The organism is Helicobacter suis, from assembly GCF_902196125.1.
GTDB lineage: Bacteria > Campylobacterota > Campylobacteria > Campylobacterales > Helicobacteraceae > Helicobacter > Helicobacter suis_B.
This window is the reverse complement of sequence record NZ_CABIKG010000017.1, coordinates 1-21,198: the sequence shown is the minus strand read 5'-3', so window position 1 is coordinate 21,198 and position 21,198 is coordinate 1. Positions and strand designations below refer to the sequence as shown.

Here is a 21,198-nt window from a genome sequence, read left to right as displayed (position 1 = left end):
TTGGCTCATTTTCTACCCCTTAATTTCTTTTTGTGCTCTTGTTGCTCTAAGCCTTTATACTGCCTGCCCTCATAGACAGCTAAAGCTTTCTTCCCCTCCTCAATACAGCGTTTGAAATCCTTGAGGAGTTCTTTCATTGCACCTGTGCTTACTTCAGGAGCGTTGTAGGTTGCAAAAAGTTTAGGTTCTGCAATCTCAAACATCAATTTGGCCAATTTCTCTGTTTTAGCTTGGGTGAGGGAATTTTGTTCATAGCCTAGTAAGAGATTATCTCGCTCCTGCTTATAGCTTTCTTGGCGCTGTTTTGCTTGTTCTAAGATTTGTCTTATTCTATTTTGCTCTACATCAGAAGGGGTAGTAACAGCATGCCAGCTTGCATTATCAGAATATTCTGATCTAAAGGTGCTAATGTAGGTAGGGTCTTCTTTAGTGCGCTCTATTTCTGTGAGGATAGCTCTATGATCAAGTCTTAAAGATTTTAAATAACAGATTCGTGGGTAGGCACTTTTGAGTTTTTCTTCATCATAGGATAGCTCTGCAAACCTCACATGTTCTTTTAGGGCTTTTTCTTGTTGTTTCCTTTCTGAATCAAGCCGTGTGTATTCTTGCTCCAAGTGTTCTAACTCATGTGGTGGGATTTTTTCTTTGCCTTCCTTTGCTCTGCTTATGCGAAATTCAATAGAACTACATTGACGCCAAAGCTCCCAATATGCCTCTTGGTGTTCTAATGCCTTTTGTATCCACGCCTCATATAAAGGCTCTTCCTTGTTAAGCTCCTCTTTCAAGCGCACCTCTTCTTCTATCAAAAAGGCATTCATGGCCTTGATCTCTTTTAAATACGCATCTTTCTGCCCCACACTTTGTGTATGTTCTTGTGTTGTATTTTCTTGTATGGTGTTGTCCGCTCTGTTTGCCCTAGATGCGCTGGAATGTTGTGCTGCCAATTCTTGTTGCGTCCTCTTTTCTAGCTTCTCTTTGAATGCAGTAAAGAGCTCTGTGAGGGTATCTTGGGATTTTTCATTCTTTGTGAAGAACTTGTAAAATTCTATTTGACCCTCTTGATAAAGACGAAGCACTTCATCTTTTTTAAATGTATCCTCAAAAGCGATGTGTTGGTTCTGTGCATCTGAAGCTACAAAGTTTTGCACAAATGTTGGGTTTTCTAACATGTGGTTTAAAACACTCTCTAGGGCGGGGTGGTAGAAAATCTGTGGTGCTATATTAGTCTCTCCGCTTACCAGAATGTCCTCCTTGCTCTCTGGCTTCTCTGGGGTGGTGTGTTGTGTAATATTGGTTGTTGTGTTTTCTGTTATTGTATGTTCTTGTGTGGTGTTGTGTATTATAGTGTTGTCTTGTGTGTTATTGTATGTTGCTGTATGCTCTTGTGTATCCTGTTGCATTGTTTTTCTAGCAAATTGCTCAGATTTAGCCACAAACGCACTCCTGTAGTTTTTATCTGCACTGCATTTAGCAATTTCTTTTAAGAGCTCTTGATGATCCTCTTTGAGGGCTTGTAAGTAGATTAATTTGGGATATTCTGCCTTTTCTAGCAATGTCTCTAAGCTTTTAATCTCTTGTTGTGTTGCTTTCAAGTGCTCTTGTTCTCTTTGGACTTGCTTTTCTAATCTCTCTAAGCTATTGTTACATTTACGCAAGAAACTTTTAAATTCTATGTCTTTAAAACTCCCCGTATCTAGTAGACTTTGTTTGTTCTTGGTATAGCTTAGATGATCTGGTTGGATATAGCAATGCGGATTATCCGGATGGCAGATATAAAACTCTAGTTTATCTTGATAAAGCATAGCCTTAAAGCGTAAGCCTCTATAGCCCATCACATCTATCTCTGTGCCCTCATTCTCTAGGGCATTTTGCACCAGAGATTTAAAAAGGGTTTCTATACGCTCTAGATTCTGTTTGCTTGACTCATCAGATTTTAAAAGGTGAAAAACCTGTGTCTGGCTTATTGTTGCTCCTAGAGCTCTCTTGGGTTCTTGGAAACTTCCATCATAGAGCTCAATTTTTAGAGGCTCTTTTCTAGGTTCTCTAACTTGCAAAAGTGCATTTAAAACATTTAATTGTTCTTGGGCATGCTTTAGTGTGTTCTTATGTCTTGATAAACTTTCTTGCTTGAAGTGCTGCTCTTTTAAAAAAGCCTTGTAAAGATTTTCCTCTTTCTTTAGTGTTTGTCTAAGTTTTACCTCTTGTACAATTAAGGGATTACCCGTTGCTAGAGCCTTCATCTCTGAGGCATCTGCACTGCCCATACTAATATCTTCTAGCTCTCTAATGCCTAATTTATGGGCATTTCTAAATTGCTCTAAACTTTTACTCTTGGTCTCAATAATCTGCCACATACGGCTATCATAGGTCTGTTCTGTGGCGTATCTAAAGAGTTTGATAGTAAAGTGTTCTTTATTTCTTTCAAAGAGCACATTGCCCTGTCTAATCAAACACCCCTCCATTTGCAAGAGCTCATCAGGCCTCCAAGGACAATCTAAAAAATGCCCTGCTACTAAGCGTTCTTGTACATTTGTGCCCACTCCCATTTTAGCAGGACTGCCAAGCAACACCCGCACCTCTCCAGCATTAACTTTTTTAAAGAGCTCTTGCTTTTGTGCTTCACTCTTAGCATCATGGATAAAGGCAATTTCAGATTGGGGAATACCTAGCTTAACTAGTTTTTTTAGCACATCGCTATACACATCAAAGCGCGCATTTCTAGCTAGCTCTGTATCTAAATCTAGGGCTTTAGATTTTTGTTCCTCTAATGCACTCTCTAATTCCTGCTGGCTAGGAAGTGTGATCTGCCCCTGCTCATTATATTCTGTCAAACTCTCTAAAAGTTCTTGCACATTATCTTGTGTGTTCTCTTGTGTGTTCTCTTGGACATGAGTATCTAGCACCACCCTTTGGCTGTGTACCTTAGGAGTGGATAGCCCAATAAAAACTAATTGTGTGCCCTTATCTTTGCTACTCTCCTGATATTGCTCATAGATTTGTTCAGCCATAGCTGCACTCTTAGAGTTTTCTTCTGCAACTTCTGCACTTGGATCAATGAGGCGATAATCTAGTGCGGCCTTTCTAGCATCTATGGTGCAAGCTAGAATATTATCCTCTCCTTTCTCTGCTTTTTTGCCCTTGCATTTTTCCATGCGATCTACAATACTGCCCTCATTAAATTTGCCCTTCTCATCTTGCACACCGATAAAACGCGCCACATCCTCACTTCTGGGCACAACAACATTAATGGGTTTGCCTCCCTCTATGGGTGGTACAAAGTGAGGGTTAAGCTTTTGGATGTCTATATTGGTGATGATGTCTGCAAAGCTTTTATACATGGTGCTTAGCTCTAATATCCCATTAAACTTAGAAAAACGGCTCACCACCTTATAATTCTGTGCGCTGGTGTCTAGTTCTAAATCTGCTGAGATTTGCCCAAAGGTTTGTGCCCAGTCATCAAAGTTAAAAATACCTTTGTCTTTAAGGGTATCAGGTTGTAAATAGCGTTGTAAGTGGTAAAGCTCAGCAATGCTATTAGCAATAGGCGTACCTGTTAAAAACATGATCTTAGCCTTTTTGCTGTGCAAATATGGGGTTTTAACCAAGAGATCAGAAGCGCGCTTAGAGCCCTGTGGATTGCCAAGACCTGCTATCTTTTGCATATTAGTGCTAAAGCCTAAGTTTTTAAATAAGTGGGCTTCATCAATGATTAGATGATCAATGCCCATCTGGCTAATATCTATCTGGCTTTTGTTTTGTGCTAGCAATTTAGAGTATCTAGCTGCTATGCGCTTGATAGCTTGCTCTTCAGCGCGCACGCTCATCACAGCTGATTTATCCAATGAACCTTCTTTTACTAAGGCTCTTAACTCCTCATTGCTATTACGCAATACATCCTCTTCCTCAGCCCACATATCCATAATGACTTGTTCAGGGTTTTTTAAGAATTCTAGCTGGCTATGGGCGATGATCACAGCATCATAATCATTATTAGCAATTTGGTTATAGAGTTGCTCGCGGTTTTTAGGATTAAAATCCTCACCTTCTACTACTAAGAGATTAGCATTAGGATAGGCTCTATAAAATTCTTGTGCCCATTGTTTGGTAAGATGATTAGGCACAGCAATTAAACTTTTATTGACTAACCCCATGCGCTTTTGCTCCATGCAACTTGCAATAGCAACTAAGGTCTTGCCTGCGCCCACTTGGTGATCTAAGCAAACTACTCTTTCTTGAATAGCTCTAAAGATGGCATTCTTTTGGTGTGCTCTAAGTTCAATATTTTGATTAAAGCCCTCTAAGTGTACATGCGATCCATCATAGCTTTTAAGCACATCAGTATTGAAAGTATCATTATAGATTTGCTCTAAGTGTGTGCGCCGCTCATAATCACTATAAACCCACTCTTTAAAAGCTTCTTGAAGTTGTGTGGCTCTTTCTTGAGCTAAGGTACTCTGTTCCTCATCTATTACCATGATAGGCTTGCCATTTGCATCTGTTTTATCAGGATCAGGGTATTTGATCTCAAGAGGGCTATTGTTCAACACGCACTCTAATAAATGCGCCCCACTCATTTTCATTCTGCTAGGATTATTTTTATCTCTAATGCCTAAGAAGTCTAATTCTTCTGTATTATTCACATGAAAGCCTCTAGGATTTTTAACCACACAGAGGCACTTTTCTACATACTCTTTATAAAAAACCCCCTCTTTGCCTGATTGGCTGTAATTCTCTTTGATTTGCTCTAAAAGAAATTGTTCGTAATATTTAGAAGGAACCCAAGGCGTGCCTAGATGCAAGGCTATATCTATAGCCTTAATATCTGCTGGAATAACTGCCTCTAGGGCTTTTGCATTCTCTACTAAGTCCTCTTTGCCTGCTTGTATAGCTTGTTGCACTTCTTGTAATTTTTGTTTGACATTGCCACTTAAATAATCACTAGCCAAGATATAGCTAGGGCTCTCTGTGTGGTTTTTAAAGATGAGTTTTTGCTCTAAGAGCTCTGAAAGGGTTATCTCTATATCCTGTGCTTTAAAAACTTTAGCCATGAAAGCTAAATCTAACCCTCCTGTTTCACTCACACTTGTTAGTAAGGCGTCTTTAGCGCTACTAATTACAAATTCTTTTTTAGGGCTTAGGGTGCGCTTATTAAAAATATCAGCCTTTTTAGCACTAGGCTTTTTAACAGCTAAGCCTTGTACTTGAGCCTGAGCCTTATTAATGCCCTTATCAAATTCTCTTTCTAAGCCCAAGACTTTAAAACCATGCAAGTCCTCCTTAATATCTTTGCGGTTTTTGTTCTCATTCAAATAACCAAAGTTTTGTACAAAGCCCTCATAAAGACTATTAAGCTTTGTGCGTTTTGTTTCTAACTCTGTATTGGTGCTTAAAGGATTTAGCTCGGCTTTAAGTAAATCATTGAGCGCATCTCTTAGAGGAATAAAGGCTTGGATACGCTTTTTTTGCATTTTTGTTTTGAGTTTGGGAGCGTGCTCTAAAAGGATGCGATCTATTTCTTTTGATCTGAGCTTATAAATCTCTCCTTCAAACTCTATGAAATTGCCCGCCTCTATACTCTGATAGCCATATTGGGTAAATTTGTGGTGTGAATGATCTAAGATCAAGAGCTCTTGAGGATACTCTGTTTTTCTGTACCTGTAGATGTCTTGGGGCAAAGTCTTTATGATAGAAGAGATGGCCTCTTTTAAATTTAAAGAGGGTTTTTGGGTGTTGGTGAGTTGGTATTTCTTTTGAGTTAACTGCAATTCTAAATTGCCTAAGACATGCTCAGGGTGGTTTTTAAAGTAAGTATTGATACTAAAACTTTGCAAATTCTTATATTCTGCTAAAAAGTTATAGATGGCTTGCAACTGTTTAGGCGTATAACCATAGGCATCTGGTGCACTCACGCTAAGGCTAGGCTCAAACTTTAAAGCTTTAGCCACTATATCTATAATGTTTTTTCTATCAGCAAAAGGTTTTGTTTCAAAGTCTGTTGCATTATAAAAGGGCACACTCTCTAAAAAATCTTGGTGTAGCTCTGTATCTTTGCCTTTTTTAAAAAACACTAAGTCTGTAGTAACTCCAGTGCCTGTGCCTTTAAACACATCATTTGGTAATCTAATTGCACCTAAGAAGCTAGCTTGCTTGGCGATGTGCTCACGCATAGTGCTATCTTTGGCATCTAAGAAGAAACTAGAGACAACAAAGGCTAGAATGCCATCTTCTTTTAAGTGTTTGAGGGCTTTACCTATAAAGTAGTTGTGTACGCTAGAACCGCTTAAAGTGCTATCTTGATCAAAGATCACATGATCACCATAGGGAGGATTGCCAATAAAGGCATCAAAATCATGGGTAAAGTTAAATTTTTCAAACCCCATGTGCTTGATGTTTTGGTTAGGATGGAGCTTATGCGCAATTCTTACACTTACATCATCTACTTCTGTGGCACTAAAGTGATAATGAGTGTGTGCAGGCGCATACCTTAAAAAATTTCCCACCCCCACACTAGGCTCAAAGATTTCTTTAGTGTTGCTATCCTTATTAAACCCAAAATGCTCCAAACCCTCATAGATGGCATCTACAATCACTTTAGGGGTGTAATAAGCATCTAGTATAGATGTGCGTGCTTGGTAGTATTGTGCGGGATTTAAAAGTGTTAGGAGCTCTAAAAACTCTTGATTCTGGCTAGAATCAAAGAAATCTCCCATAGAGCCCCAACCGCTATAAGCGCTTAGGATTTTTTGCTCCTCTAAGGTGGCTTCTCTTTGTTCTTGCTCTAGCTGCTCTACAAGCTGAATAGCTGCTATATTGGCTTCATAGCGCCTTTTAGGCGTAGTGGGGGTGTGTTCTTCTTGGGTTTTAAAATCAGTCTTAGAATTGTCTATTTCTTGTGTATAAGTGCTATTCTCTGCTAACTTGGGAGTTTTAAGGCTATCTGTTTTAAAAGCCTCTTGATCTAGCCTATTAGCTCCTCTAAACTCATGTTGGCGTGTTTCATTAACTCCTTGTCCTTCTTTAAACACTCCTTGTAATTTCTCCCCTTGCTGGGAGGCTCTATGATCAAATAATGATAGAGATGAATCTGTGCTTCTTGGAGTATCTCCATGTCTGTTATCCCCATTGCGCGCTGAATCTGTGCTTGAGTCCGATCTAGAATCGCTAACTCTATCCTTGTTTGCTCGATCATTATGGAAAATAGAATGTCCATGTGCAGATGATAGATCATGTTGGGAAACCACGCTCTCCAGCGATCCAGAATTAGAAATTCGTAGCCCTCCAGCTTCTCGTGATTGTATAGCCACATTAGTTGTTCCCAGCGCTCTAAATTGTGTTCTTTTATCTTCTCTTGCAATTTCTTGAACTCTAGTGGGTGGATGTGCATGCGCTCTAGTGGATAAATTCCCTTCTTGATTGCCTCCTGATAAAGCAAAAGATCTGCGCGTTCCTGCTCTGCTTTGCTTTTCTCCTCCTGCTCGCGCTTTATCACCCTCTCTAAGCCGATTTTGATGCTCCACTTCAGATGATCTAGATCGTAATGTTGCGCGCTGTTGCTCATTCCCTCCTCCCCTAGACTGAGGAAATAACCCCTCTGCTGTGGGCTTAGCTCTTGAGCTAGTTTCTCCCACCACTGCTTGTGCTCCTTGTTCATTATTATGGCTTTCTGCACCCCCTGCATAAACTCCTCTATACTCGCTTCTTTTATTGTCTTCTCCTAGTGATGTAGATTTTGTGGGCTCTAAGCTTATAACAGGCTCATTATTTACCAATTCTACCTGTTTATAGACATGATCGAGCTAATCTTGTATAACATGGCTGTATGTCCATTGGGCTAAATCCTCTAAAGATAATTCTTGTGCTAGAACTTCTAATGGTTTAGAATCTGCCATGATGGCTGCTTGCAAATCAATATCAAAAGCAAAGGGCTGGGGCGTGAAAGGGGAATAATCACCATAAGCATCACGCTCATAAAGCATACTAGCTATCCTCAAACCTTTTATTAGATGCTCATTTAATTCATCAAGGGGCAAAGCCCCTCTAGCAACACTATTAGGAATAAAAACTTCCTCTCTGTTTTCTTCAAAAATTTGAGCTAAAATACTCCCTACTCTCTGCATAGGTGTATAAAGCTCAGGGTGTGTGATAGGACTAATAGCCTCTTTTCCTACACGATCAACTTCATAGTAATGGCGCTTATACACCTCTAAGAGTTGCCCTCTTAAATGCGCATCCTCAAGATAGGATTTTCCCTGCTCTAAAGACACACAGATAGCCTCTAATTTTTCAGGGATTGTATAAACTGGTAGGTAGTAAGGGTTGTTAAAGTAAAACTCCTTGAGCCTGTTTGTTAGAACTTCTTTTTGTCTCTCCTTATTTCCCTTGAAGAAATCATTGGAGTTATCAAAAGCAAAATACTTTGAAAAATACTCCCCATACAAAGTAGCCATCTTTTCTTTATTGTAAGAATAACGGCTCTCTGCTGCTATCTCTTCAAAAAGCTCTTGCCATGTCCAAAAGTCCTTATGAGTCTCTTGTTCCTGACTCTTCTTTATAGTTGTAGTGCTGTGTTCTAAGGGCTTCTTAGGAGGTGTTGGGGTGGTATCCTCTGTAGCGGTTGCAGTATTATCTTGTTCTATATTATCTTGTATGGTATTGTGTGTTTCAGTGTTGTCTTTTATTGTATTCTCTTGTATGGTATTTTCTGTTGTTATATTTTTTGCTGTTGTATTTTTTTGTATTGTATTTTCAAGCGTGCTATTATCCATGCGATCTGGTTGCTCTGCAGTGATGGGTTCTTGTGGTGCTTGGATAGTAGCTATGCGCTCTTGTTGTGTGAGAGATGCAAATTGTGCCACTAACTGATTTAACTGCTCTAAAATTGCTGTATTTTGTGTCTTTAACACCTCTAATTCTTGGGCATGCCTTTTTAAATCCTCCTTGTGCTCTGCTTGTAATCTTTGCACCTCTGCTTTTAAAATATCCACTTGAGTTTGTAGATCGCTTGTTTCAGAAATGTGTTCTGTGTTCTCTTGCTCTATTGCAGAAAATCTAGCCTGCATGTATTCTTGTAGCTGTAGATAGTGCTCAGAACTAAGAATATTTTGTAAATCAACAAGGCGCACCTGTGCGCTGTGCTCTTGTCTGTGCAAACTCTGGGGGTTTGGCTCTTTGAAAAGACTGGTGTCTAAGGTTTGGAACACTTCTACATTATAGAGGTCTGTAGTGTTGAAAATGGGCTCTGCTAAAACATTGCCCCGCGTATCTTTAGTTTGCAAGTAAGAGATACTAACTTTTTCTACACTACCTTGTGGGTTTTGTTTGTTTCTGGTGTTTGCCTTGATATAGGCAAGCTCTTTGGGGTCTGCACCTAGTAGTTTTGCTCTACTCAAAGAAACCCATTGGTTTTTGCTATATCCACACTCTAACATCTTGGCATCTAGGGCTAAAGCGTGCAAGTCCGTATAAAAATTGCCCGTGCTAGGGTTGTAGGCTTTCTCTAGGCTCTGAGCCTGATCTAGGCGGATATTTTTGTTTGTTAAATGTTTTTGTAATTCTTGGGCCTTGAAGTGTGTGAAGGCGTCTTTGCGTTGCGTAAAGGACATGTCTTTCCACATCTTAATCTCCTAAGTTTGGATTTGTGTTTTTAAGTTTCCAGCCAACTCGCCCCAATAATTCTTTATCCTTGAAATAAAAATTAGCCTTGAGCTTTAAGGGGGTTGCTTTTTTACCTGTAACCATGATGATCACTTCATCATCAGGAATGTTTAAAATGTCTTGGGGAGTTAGCAATTCTTTACCTTCTAAAGAATAAGAGCTTGTGCCTCCAAAGACTAGTTGGCCCTTCTCTGTGGAGGTGTTTTTGCTCAAGCGTGTAAACTGCCCCACCTCCTTAGAGATAATCTCTGCATCCTCAGCACTATTCATCTTAAAAACAATGTTGTAATGCACCACACCCTTTAACACCTTGAGCTCATCATCGCTATAGTATTTTCTAATCATCGCATAATCTTGCGTGATGAATAAGGGGACAACATTGTAACTCCTGCACAGCGCAGGCATTTCTAAGAGAAAGGGCAGTTTGCCAAAGCGCACAAACTCATCTAAGATAAAGTAAATGCGCTCACTGGGCTTTTTGCTCTCCTCTAATAATAAGTTTTTAGCAATGCTCTCTAATAGCGTTCTAATAAGGGGAGCTAGAGTGGTGATGTCTGTTTGGGCAATTTTGATATAAAGCGTGATGTTTTTCTTTCTAAAATCTGCATACTCAAAGCTCATCTTAGAAGTGGCTTCTTTGACTTGTGGGCTTTTAAACACGCTTACAAAGCGATTAAAGGTAGACTTGATGCTAGCAAATTCCTCTTCTGCTGCATTTGCCCAGCCGCGTGCATCATTTCTAATAATCTCATCTAGCGTGCCCTCTGAGCGATGCTCTGGCTCAGGTTCATTAGGATCGTAGTTTCTAGGATCGTTCACATCTATGTATTTTTGATCGCTCACTTGCAGATAAAAGAGCTGGGCGGGATTGGCATTGGGATTTTGCACCAAATTACCATTCTGATCGGGCTGGTAAAGTATCTTGTAATACTTGCTTTGAGGATGGATTAAAGCCACAAAATCTTGATTAGGACCCATGGCAATGTCATAGAAGTTTGATTGGTTCTTAGTGCAAACATCATAGAGCGCATAGAAAGAGAATAATTCCCTAGCCTTAGCCACCCAGTGATCCTCTTGTTTGTCCTCTTGGATAAAGATATTATTAGCCACTTCTTGTACCAATCTTAACTTAGCATCAAAATTCATCGGTTCTATCAAGCGCTTATCAAAGGGGTTGAAAAAGCAAGTGTTGTCCTCTCCAAATGGATTAAAGATGAAAATCTCATTGTGCAAAGCCTGTTGTCTATAGCCTGCACTCACAGAGCAAAGCTCGCCCTTAATGTCTGTAACAATGCAAGAGGTGGGCAGGCTTAAAAGATTAGGGATGGCTATTGCTGCACTCTTGCCCGCACCCGGTGGGGCAACAATGCGCCTAAAGGCTTGTCATAGCAAACATTCTTGCTAAAGGGAAAACCAAACTTACCCAAAATAAAACCCTTGTTAAAGCACACACCTAAAGGGTGGATGGTTTTAAAGAAGCCTTCTTTAGAGTAGATTTTAAAACACTCAATGTCTTTCACTCCTGCCCATTTAGCATAGCCATGGGTCTTTTGTGCGGTTTTGGGGAGGAGCAAGTAGAGAGTGGCTATTAGGGGTGTGAGAGCCAAAAGGGCGGTGCAATAGACTTCAAATTTTAAATCTAGCACACTTGCGCCTTGTTGCAAACCTAGGATGATAGAATGTGAAAAGATATAAGCCTCTTGAAAGCTGTGCAAGCCCTCAAAGGCATACCAATTAGCTAGAATGAAAAATACCGGTATGCCTAGCACGCTTAATAACAAGCCCATCCAAGCGATGAATTGTTACTTCTGATGGCTTCTTATTTGTAGTAAGAGAGCAAGAGTGCTTAGTCTGATAGCCTCTAAGGGCTCTTTTAAGAGCACTGGCTTTTTCTCTCTCTTCAATGTCTGTATAGATTTGATACAAGAGTTCTAAGATTGACATACTCCCCATAGCTAAAGCTAGGGGATTCTGGGATCATCAAAACCTGCCCGCTAGACGGGTCTTACAGCCTCTACTCCAAGAGTTGATGCCCCAACTCTATGACGGACATTATAACACAAAAAAAACGCCTTATATCCCCATAGCTGAAGCTAGGGGCTTTACGGCGCAATTGGTAATTTTCTTAAATGCCAAATGTTCTCATCTATCTTTTCTATTAGAGTGAAAGCCTGATTCCAAAAGCGGGGCTCTAGCGATGTGTTCTTTTTAGTAGCAATGTTGGCATGGTGCATCATTTGATTCAAATTAGAAGCATTGGCATTCATCTGCACATACAAGTGCTGGTTGAGTTCAATAACTTTAAAAATACTTTCAAAGTAGGTTCTAATGGGCTTTGGGGGTGTGCGATAAGACCTGGGATTTGAATTTAAAATCAATCTTTCTATGAGAGCTGTTAGGCTTATATTCTGGTGTTTGAGCATCTGTTCTTGTAGAATGGTTTTGGCCTTTTCTCCTACATAGCACTGGATTCTAAGTCCGGTGATTCTTTTGCTCTTTTTCATCAAACATCCTTGAGATTGTCTAAATCGCTTGTCCACACCACTTCTTGGATGTATCTTGTGTTAGTAGTTCTATCGTAGTGAATCTGCACCACCACATCAATAGCGCTTTTGAAAAAATCGCGCACCACTTGTAAATCCATGTCCACGCGATTCATCCGCAAATTAAGCGCAATGGCTTCTATGACTTGGTGCACACTATTAGCATGCAAGGTAGAGACCATGCCCTTATGTCCGGTGTTACCAAATCTTAAAAACAACAAAGCATTGCGCGTATCAATCTCGCCTACCATCAATCTATCTGGACTCATGCGCATTGCCATATTCAGGGCATTTTCATAGGTGAAGTTTGCTCCCTCATTCTTGCCCACTAACAAAGACTTATGGTTTTCAAAAGCCCTCAAGTCTAATTCTTGGCTATCCTCTATGCTTAAAATTCTAGTTTCTTTGGGGATACAATCTATCAGAGCATTTAAAAAGCTTGTCTTGCCAGAGCCTGTGCCTCCACTAATGAGCATGTTATGCCCTTCTAGGGTGATGTTTTTAAGATCATCGTAAGTGAATTTGTTTTCCCTAAGAGAAAACTCCTCTAAAGCAAACTTTCTATTGCTAGGTACACGGATATTAAGCGATGGTTGATCGTCTGCAGCGATGCTGAAATGACTCACACTCACGCGGTAACGCGTGAAAGGAATAGAGGTGTTAAGCGTGGGATAGGAGTGGTTGAAAAACAAATCTCTGTAGCTGGCTAGTTGCTCTGCAAATCTAATCAGAAAGTCTTTAGTGAAACTCTCATCCTTGATTTTTTCACGCATGCCATCTACTCTATAGAGCCACAGCTCTTTTTCTGTATTGCAAATGAGTTCTGTAATGCCACTTTCTAGGTAGGGTAAAAAGCTCTCAATGCAGGCTTTCAGGTTTCTGTATTTAGCAAGCGGGCTTAAATCTAACATCTAAGTCCTTTTCTTCTGCAAGCTTTCTAGTTCATCGCACAATTCCTTAGCCTTGAGCAGTTGTTTGTGGTGTTCTCTTTCATAGGCTAGAGTGGTGCTCTGGATTTTGGCATTCAATTTTTCTATCTGTTGGCGCAATTTCTTTTCTCTTTGATCTATAAAGCTCAAGGCATCCATGCGCTTTAAGAGCGCTTGTGCATCTATGGCTTGGTTTGCTATGCTAGGGTTGTTATCCATTTCTATCCTTTAGACTGGGTTAGTGTCTTGTTTTTGCATTTTTCCCCTCTAATCAAAACAGATACGCATAATTCAAGCTGATATAGCTGCTATTGCTAAGATTTGTTTTAAAGCTATCAAATAGCACCTCCCCTTTGAAACGACCGCTTTTTTCTTGGATAGTGCTCTCTACGCTGGAGGTATAATGGATTGCTCCTCCAAAGCGATAATTGATGCCAAACTGGTGGTGGTTTAAGTAGTAGTGCAAACCAATGGTAGGATAAAAGCCCTGATTGAAAATATTTTTAGGGCTTGTAGGCGTGAGAACCCCTATGCGTGTGTGAAAAGCTTCAATACGAGCAAAGTATGCATACATCCGCCACCCAACCCCCACAGACAAGCCTAAAGTGTGGCGGTGTTTGCTAATGTGCTTGAAAAAATCATAGACATACTTCACATCTAAACCAAAACTTAAGGGAGTGTAGGTGGTACTCAGGCTTGTTCTGACATCTCTCATAGGAGTATTGACAACACTAGGTGTGCCTTAATACAAGTGTGCACTTACCTTAATCCCGTGCTTTTGGGTGTTGCCAAAGTAGTGCTGATAACCCCCCACCACTCCCATATTAAAGTTGACCCTCTGAGCTCTGCCCTGATAAAATACTAGAGTATCTGTTGCTCCATTCAACCTACTCAAATCTTCTCTTAAATCTGTTCCACTGATAGTTATCTCAGTGCCCAAGAACCAACCATTTTTGATAAGCATTGCTCTTGCTTGGCGTTGTGCTTTAAGCTTTTGTTTTTCTTGCTGCATCACTTGCTTTTGCAAAGTTTGTGCGTCTAATAGTGGTTTCTCTTGGAGTACCGGTATCTGTTTTTTCTGTGTTTTTATTAGCATTTGCTGTGTTTCTACTCTCTTTGGGGATTCTGGGGCGTTCTTCGTAGGTTCTGTAGCATCGGGCATGCGAGCTAAAAAGCCCTCTGTATCCTCCGTAGCGTACAACATTCCTAAGAATCCTAAAATTAACAATGATGGTTTGCACATAAAACTTCCTTTGGCTAAATTAAGGTAACACAAAGTCATTATGCTGGGCACAACTATAGTTAGCATCAGGAGTCTCCCCCCAAGTGCAATACTTAGCCTTGCTACTAGGTTTCCAAGATTCTCCACTGCGCGTAGAATAATTCAGGCACAAATTGCCATTGCCCGGATGGTAGTTTTGTTGCTTCCAAGCGTTAAATTCGGGTGTGTTGATGAGTCCTAAGACTCCTGTATTCAAATTAAGCTTGTTAGATAAGATCACTAACTCTACATTGTGGCGATAAGTATCATCTAGGTTGGCTGTGTTAGTCTCTATTGAAAGGGGCGTGCGCTGGAGTTCTTTTTTAGCTTTAGAGACATAGTAAAACTTATAGGTGTTGTATTGTGCCTCATCATCTCCATCATTTCTAGGGCGGATGTAAACCTGTGTTGTGCCGGTGTTGATGGTTTTATACTCTGTGCTCCATTTGGCTATGGTTCTTAAATCGCCATTGTAATAAGCTATGTAGTCTTTTGATTTTGTCCAGCTACTCCACCCATCATCACAATGAGAATACGAAGTCCTATTGCCACTGCCAAGAACCCTCTCTTTGATTTCAAAAGTTCTGTATTCCGGTAAGTTGTGGGGGCTGTCCTTAGAGGTGTCTAGATCATCTACTTCTTCATCTTTGACAGAGCTAGTGGTGTTGATTTTAGTGTAGGGCTGCACAATCTTGGGTGTTTTATCTAGTACTGCGCTATAATCACACCCTGTAACATTGTAGTAGGCATTAGCCATTGTATCAAAGGCTCTAATTTGTGTAGGTCTAGTGGCTTGCAAATTGGCATCATCAAATTCCCATTTGCCACACGCATATTCTTGATAATCCAACTCAATAGGGCTCACAATGCCATGCGAGATGAAAACCTTTTTCTTGCTCACCGGATCAATGTAGTATTGATCCACAATGCGCCTGACTTTCTTAGCCGCGCTGTCATTATCATATCTGATGAGCTGTTCTTGCACATTGGCAAAATCGCTGCAATCTTTAGCCATATGGATTAGACCATCTGCTCCCCTAAATAGGATTTGGGTTTGGAAAAAACTAGCTTGTCCACTCCCATAGGCCTTATCTTTGGTGGTTTGTAGTTTGCACTTGCTATCATCTTGGTAAAGAGCAAATGCATACTCAGGACCTTGCAAATCTACACACCCTCCGATATTAAAACTCTTGTTTTCTCTGCTGATAAAGTAAAATTGTGTTTGCTTGATAGCCTTACCTTTTTCAAAGTCATAGCGGTAGGTACAGGTATTATCATCTCTATAAGCTTGCATGGACACGCATTTGCCATCGCGATCTACGATGTTAATGTCCATCTGGTTGCCATGCCTAATGGGTGCACTACAAAATAGCGTGGTGTATTGGTTAGCATTAGCGCTACTAGCTGTGTTGTTACTAGTAGCATTGCCCCCGCTAGCATCATTCGCATTACTAGCACCACTCCCATTATTAATCCCCTCTGGCAAGGGCAAGGGCATGATAGAGTTGCCTGTTAATCCTACCCCACTCCCTAAAGGTAATCCACTCCCTAAAGGATAACTATTAGAAACAGAGCTATTGCCTCCAGCAATAGGAGGAAAAGGATTGCTGCCCATGCCTTGAGTGCCTATCATGCTATCTTGCATACCTTTTGCTGTAGAGCCATTGCCTGTATTAGCAGCAGAGCCCACACCAATACTTCCACTAGAACCCCCTGTAGTGCTATTTGCAGGGCTAAACCCTCCCCCACCCTTACTAGCCCTATAAGCCTCTTGATTCACATTTAAAAGAGTTGCGATCTCGGCGTTATTTTCCCCACCTAAGACAAGCCTTGTGCCTTTCTTTAATCCTCTCTTGCCTCTAGTTTCTTTGATAGCACTAGGTTGCGCATTCAAGGTTTTATAATTTTCTCCCTTTTTGATGTGTGTGATAGTGAAGAGGACATTTTTCCTATTCTTAGAAACTTGGTATTTACCTAAAGCTAATAACTCCTTGTGCACGCGCTTTTGAAACACTACATAGCCAGTAAGTGCACCGCTTTTACTAAACTGGATATTTTGATTGGTTTGAATCACCAAAGCATGGACACAGATAGGCAATAACAAAGCCAAGAAATACCATTTGATCAGACTAAAATTCATTTTCATCATTATTGTCCTCCTCTTGTTTAATGGGCTTTTTTTCTTTGAAAAATTGCGCTAGGACTTCGCCGTTCCTAGGCTTAGGGATGAAGATGTCTAAGTTGGGCGAGATGAATACACAGCTTCCCTCTCTAATGATGATAATAGGATTGATACGGGCTTTGTCTGCTAGGATTTGTCCTACGATCTGATTGAGGCTCATCCCTGTGTTGCGGGTCAGTTGCATCAAGAGATAGTCCCCAAAAAAGGGATTGCCTACACCTGCCTTATTTTGTCTATTAGCCAGAGCAGAGGTGAGTGCGATGAGCAAGCCATTAGAGAGAGTGGAGGTGAGCCATGCCATATTTAGAGAAATTGCGTGCAATGACTTTACCACTCGCACCGTAAAGCCCCTAGCTTTAGCTATGGGGATATAAGGCGTTTTTTGTGTTATAATGTCCGCCATAGAGTTGGGGCATCAACTCTTGGAGTAGAGGCTGTAAGACCCGTCTAGCGGGCAGGTCTTGATGATCCCAGAATCTCCTAGCTTTAGCTATGGGGAGTATGTCAACAATAAGTCCGTTATAGCCCTTTACATCTGCGCCTCTAGCGTTAGTGAGCATGATATTAATGCCTTGAGGTGTGATGATGCGTGTCCATGCAATGTTGAGGCGGTATTCACCTATTTTATTATTGTTGTTGTAATAGCCAATGACCTTTGAGCCCTTAGGGATGAGCACAGCCCTGCCCATATTAGCAAAAATGTCTGTTTCTACCTGTGCAGTAACCTTGCCTGCAATTTGGCTAGAAATAGGAGTAATGAGAAAAGCAGGAATCATCTTATCAGCTGTGATCGTTCTTAAGAGCTTATTCTCATTTGTGCCCTTATCTTGGGCTTTGAGATTTTCAAAACTATCCACCCCATATTCTATTTCTGGTTTTATGGCATCTTTGAGCGGTTCAAAGGGGCTCATTCTGGAGTTTAAGAGCTCTAATTGTTCTTTGGAGTGTTTAACTAGTGGTGTTTTAGCTTTTTGGCTATTTTGCGCTCTTTCTTGACTGGTATTGTTGGTGTTAGCCACCATCACAAGCCTAGGGGCTTGTTTAGCCTGCTCTTTTGCTTTCTGCAATGCGGCTTCTAGGTGCTTGTTTTGCTCTTCTAACTCCTTGTTAATGGTGTTGTAGTCTTTCTTGGCGTTGTGCTGGTGTGCTTCTATTTTTGCTGTGTCTTGCAAATTCTGGGGCTTGTCTTTTTCTTTGATGAAAAAATAATCGCTCAAAGGATAGGTGCTCTCCTCTAACTCAAGGATTTCTTCTTTAGACTTTCCTGTGCTCTTATCCACCACCATAGCTAGCACAAACAAACCTAAAGCTCCCCCTAGCACAACCCCTCCTCTTTTGAGCCATTTCTTGGTGTTAGCATCCATTTGTACTCTTTGAGTGGAGTTTTTTGACACAAACATAGTCCTTGCCCATCTTCAAATCCCACACATCACTCACATCCTCAGCAATGATATAATCACCTACTACACGGCTATTAACTGGATTGTCATAGCCATCAACCACCTTATAGAGCACGGGAAATTTAGAATGGGCGTTAGCTCTGTTAAACTTAAAATAGGTGAATTGCTGATCGTTGAAAATATCTAGGGGCTTGAAAGCGTGGGTTTTCTTGCTAGGTTTTTTGCAAATCCAGAAACAATACCATTTGCGCTTTTTAAAGGGCATAATCACATAACCGCGCTCTATCTTAGACTTTTCAATGTAGATGTGGTTGATCGCATCGCCAATTCTAAGATATTTGCCATCATCACTCACTTGTGCGGCATAGTCTAGTTTTTTAAAGTCATCATCTGTATTTTTGGTTTTTCTAAAATCCTTAGTGTTATTGGCGATCACAGAAAAAGCATCGCCGGCTTTGCGTGAATTTTGCTCGGGTGTGTAGGCATGAGGATTTGCAGAAGGGGTAGTGTGGGGTTTTTTCAAGAGAGAGTGCCTTGCTTGTTTTTTAGGCTTTGCCTGGCTGGCATTATTTTCTGTTATCTGTGTATCTGAAAACCTATCTTTTAAGGGCTTGAAAAAGTTCTTAGAGGAAATATAGACCATCAGTGCGGGGTTCTTGTGGCTGGTGTAGGTGGTTGAAAAGATGTAAAAGCTATAGACCTTGCCACTTTTACCAATGACAGTTAGGTTGCTATCCACACCAATTTGTAGCGGCTTGATGAGCAAGATATTGCCAATCAGGTGTTCTTTATCTGTACCCAACATTTTAGTAGAAAAGCCAATCTCATCACCTAGTATGACTTGAGAGATGTTGTCATTGAAAATGAAAGTGGTGGTCATTGCATAGCGCAAACGGACATTGTAAGTTTCACCAATGTGATAATCTATGAAAGTTGTGTTATCTCTCTTAGAGTGCTTTTTGCTAAAAAAATTAGATTGGATAGCATGCAAGTTTTGCATAGGAGCAAGTGAGTCGCTCTCTTTGTCCTCAAAGCTATCATCAACATCACTGCTATCGCTATTCTTTTCAACTAAGCCTTTGTTTTCTAGGATAGTTTGGGATTTGGAATTGTCTTTGAAGGCAGAAACTTTAGGGGGTTGCTCTTTAGTTTGCTCTTTTATGGGTGTTTTAGAGACTTGCTCTTTTTTGGGTGTGCTAAAAGCACTGGGTGCTTGCTTGGTCTCTATGCCTGTTTTCTCACCCTCTGCATGCAAAAGCACACTTAGCACAAGAATAGAAAAAAGTTGTGTGTATTGGGTTTGTCTGCTCTCACTTCTGGGTATCATTTTTCAAATCTTTGGTTGATTTGTTGCTATCTTCGTGCTTGTAAGGGGTGTATTCAATCTTGCTTCTGGGGAGCTTGTGGATTTTATGGGTTGTATCTAGCGCCTTGATCGTTGCTATTTCTGTAATGGAGTATTTAAGAACTTCAAACCCTGTAGGATTTTTGGGCATAGAGTGATAATCAAATTTTAATTTTTCTAAGAAAGCAAAGCTTAGGGTGATACGGTAGCGCTTCTCATAGCTTAAATAGCCCTGATTAAAGAGCTTCACCACTACATCAGACACGGCAATGTTTTGTGCCTTGCCTTTTTTGTAGATGGAGATATTGATGATCTTGACTTCTCTATCAATATTTTCATTAGTATAGATGCTATGCTCTCCAGCTACTAAGCCCTCAAAGGTTTTAAACACTGCGCTTGTGCTCTGCAGGCGCACATTTTCATAGCGCTCTTGATCGTCTATGTGGTTAATGGTCTCTCTATTGAGAATATAGCTACCCACCAAAGCGCGCATCAAGGCTTCATTTTGCTCTATCTTGGCATCTGCACGCTGGATGATGGCAAAATGCTTGTCTGCATTGGCAAAGTCTATGAGCAGGGGTTCAACCCTAACTAAGGGCATCATAAACACAATGGCTAGACTTAAAGTAATCACCACAAAGCCCCCTAGTAAGGCAAGCCTGAAGGCTACTTGTGTTATCTTCCTCTCTAGCCTAAACACACTCCCAAGGTCTAGCTGATTAAGCGTGAATTTCTCTATCTTGCCCTCAATCTCTGTTTGGACTTGGTTTAAATGCGCATTGAGAGTAGCTTGCATTTGGGGCAATATATTAGATTTGATTTTTTGCTCTAATTGCTCAAAATCTAATTCCTGTTTTGCTTTTTGTCTGCTGATGTGTTGGGACTGTGCTAAGTCTAGCTTGCTTGTATGTTCCTCTGTATCTTTTTGTTCTCTATCTGTGTTGGCTTTTTGATCTAAGAGCTCTAAAAGAAGCGCAACACTGAGTTTGGCAAATTTTTTATAATCTGCTTGTTCAAATGAGACTTGGGTGCTAAATTGCTCTGCCATCCTAGCAAACTCTGCACGCCTCTCTTGCAAACTTTCAGACATTGTTTAGCACTAGCACCGTAAAGTCCTAGCCTTGAGCGCGGGGGGCAAGCCAACCACGCTAATCCCTAGTTTAGCTATGGGGGAATTAGGTGTGTTTGCACACGGCGATTTTTTCATCTCTATAAACTTGTCTGAACAGCCACATAACAAGGCAAGAATACCCAAGAATAATAGCGTGAGGGCTAGGTTTAACAAGTTGACATACTCCCCATAGCTAAAGCTAGGGGATTCTGGGATCATCAAGACCTGCCCGCTAGACGGGTCTTACAGCCTCTACTCCAAGAGTTGATGCCCCAACTCTATGACGGACATTATAACACAAAAAAAACGCCTTATATCCCCATAGCTGAAGCTAGGGGCTTTACGGCGCAATTGGTAAATAACATTAAATAACATTTTATTGCAAATTGTGCCGTGTATGTCAAAAAGTTAGGTGCTTCAATTAGCGGCATTGTAGACCTTGCCAATTGCACTAGCGATCGTGCCTTGTTGGCGCGGTGGGTGCTAAGCGCATTTTAAGGCGTTTCTCTGTATCCTCCCCCAAGATGAAGTATTTAATAAGGGGAGCACTTGAAACCACCCGAAGACATGACACAAGAGGAGCTAGCAAATCTAATTAGATCTAAGCCAGTTGATCTCTCAAATTTAGAATCTGATCACATTCCCCGTTTAACAAAAAATTCGTTTATCCATCATAAAGGCAAACACGCTGGGGAGTGGAGAGACCAAGCAGAGGAGCGCAAGGTTAGACAATATGTATTAAAGCATATGGGCAACTTTGACATCACTAAAAG

The 21,198-nt window shown here is 40.8% G+C and carries 10 protein-coding genes and 3 pseudogenes; 1 reads left to right on the top strand and 12 read right to left on the bottom strand.

Going from position 1 to position 21,198, the window contains the following annotated elements:
* Nucleotides 1-5 precede the first annotated feature (5 nt).
* From G6Q00_RS06985 to G6Q00_RS06920, 12 genes and pseudogenes are all read right to left on the bottom strand, one after another.
* On the bottom strand, nt 6-7,025 hold the full coding sequence (locus tag G6Q00_RS06985) for an SNF2-related protein (protein ID WP_163532573.1): 7,020 nt from the start codon (nt 7,023-7,025) through the stop codon (nt 6-8).
* Nucleotides 6,959-7,678: a hypothetical protein gene (locus G6Q00_RS06980; protein ID WP_163532572.1), complete on the bottom strand. Its 720-nt coding sequence runs from the start codon at nt 7,676-7,678 to the stop codon at nt 6,959-6,961. Before G6Q00_RS06980 ends, G6Q00_RS06985 begins: the two co-directional genes overlap by 67 nt.
* Nucleotides 7,679-7,796: 118 nt before the next feature.
* On the bottom strand, nt 7,797-9,602 hold the full coding sequence (locus G6Q00_RS06975; RefSeq protein ID WP_163532571.1) for a hypothetical protein: 1,806 nt from the start codon (nt 9,600-9,602) through the stop codon (nt 7,797-7,799).
* A gap of 13 nt (nt 9,603-9,615) precedes the next feature.
* Nucleotides 9,616-11,441 (bottom strand): annotated as a pseudogene (locus G6Q00_RS06970) (type IV secretory system conjugative DNA transfer family protein).
* 315 nt (nt 11,442-11,756) lie between these two features.
* Nucleotides 11,757-12,158, bottom strand: a complete 402-nt coding sequence (locus G6Q00_RS06965; RefSeq protein WP_163532570.1) for a hypothetical protein — start codon at nt 12,156-12,158, stop codon at nt 11,757-11,759.
* Nucleotides 12,158-13,108 carry a CpaF/VirB11 family protein gene (locus G6Q00_RS06960; protein ID WP_163532569.1) on the bottom strand — a complete coding sequence of 317 codons (951 nt, stop codon included), beginning with the start codon at nt 13,106-13,108 and terminating at the stop codon, nt 12,158-12,160. Before G6Q00_RS06960 ends, G6Q00_RS06965 begins: the two co-directional genes overlap by 1 nt.
* Nucleotides 13,109-13,345, bottom strand: a complete 237-nt coding sequence (locus G6Q00_RS06955; protein ID WP_163532568.1) for a hypothetical protein — start codon at nt 13,343-13,345, stop codon at nt 13,109-13,111. It lies immediately after the preceding gene.
* Between the two features lie 52 nt (nt 13,346-13,397).
* A pseudogene (locus G6Q00_RS08825) lies at nt 13,398-14,369 on the bottom strand (hypothetical protein).
* A 19-nt stretch (nt 14,370-14,388) separates the two neighbouring features.
* Nucleotides 14,389-16,533 carry a collagen-like protein gene (locus tag G6Q00_RS06940; RefSeq protein ID WP_430750795.1) on the bottom strand — a complete coding sequence of 715 codons (2,145 nt, stop codon included), beginning with the start codon at nt 16,531-16,533 and terminating at the stop codon, nt 14,389-14,391.
* Nucleotides 16,517-17,969, bottom strand: a pseudogene (locus G6Q00_RS08820) (TrbI/VirB10 family protein). Before G6Q00_RS08820 ends, G6Q00_RS06940 begins: the two are co-directional and overlap by 17 nt.
* Nucleotides 17,923-19,296, bottom strand: a complete 1,374-nt coding sequence (locus G6Q00_RS06925; protein WP_240331037.1) for a TrbG/VirB9 family P-type conjugative transfer protein — start codon at nt 19,294-19,296, stop codon at nt 17,923-17,925. The pseudogene G6Q00_RS08820 and the gene G6Q00_RS06925 overlap by 47 nt, the downstream one beginning before the upstream one ends.
* On the bottom strand, nt 19,280-20,404 hold the full coding sequence (locus G6Q00_RS06920; protein WP_163532565.1) for a type IV secretion system protein: 1,125 nt from the start codon (nt 20,402-20,404) through the stop codon (nt 19,280-19,282). Before G6Q00_RS06920 ends, G6Q00_RS06925 begins: the two co-directional genes overlap by 17 nt.
* Before the next feature lie 570 nt (nt 20,405-20,974).
* On the opposite strand from G6Q00_RS06920, the gene G6Q00_RS06915 reads away from it, so the two are divergent.
* Nucleotides 20,975-21,198 (top strand): hypothetical protein (locus G6Q00_RS06915; RefSeq protein WP_163532564.1); only part of this gene is annotated, 224 nt, incomplete at its 3' end.

Bases quoted from the DNA above. Each gene is read 5' to 3' on its own strand.
- G6Q00_RS06980 (WP_163532572.1), bottom strand. From the start codon at position 7,678: ATGCAGGGGGTGCAGAAAGCCATAATAATGAACAAGGAGCACAAGCAG.
- G6Q00_RS06975 (WP_163532571.1), bottom strand. From the start codon at position 9,602: ATGTCCTTTACGCAACGCAAAGACGCCTTCACACACTTCAAGGCCCAA.
- G6Q00_RS06965 (WP_163532570.1), bottom strand. From the start codon at position 12,158: ATGAAAAAGAGCAAAAGAATCACCGGACTTAGAATCCAGTGCTATGTA.
- G6Q00_RS06960 (WP_163532569.1), bottom strand. From the start codon at position 13,108: ATGTTAGATTTAAGCCCGCTTGCTAAATACAGAAACCTGAAAGCCTGC.
- G6Q00_RS06955 (WP_163532568.1), bottom strand. From the start codon at position 13,345: ATGGATAACAACCCTAGCATAGCAAACCAAGCCATAGATGCACAAGCG.
- G6Q00_RS06940 (WP_430750795.1), bottom strand. From the start codon at position 16,533: ATGAAAATGAATTTTAGTCTGATCAAATGGTATTTCTTGGCTTTGTTA.
- G6Q00_RS06925 (WP_240331037.1), bottom strand. From the start codon at position 19,296: ATGATACCCAGAAGTGAGAGCAGACAAACCCAATACACACAACTTTTT.
- G6Q00_RS06920 (WP_163532565.1), bottom strand. From the start codon at position 20,404: ATGTCTGAAAGTTTGCAAGAGAGGCGTGCAGAGTTTGCTAGGATGGCA.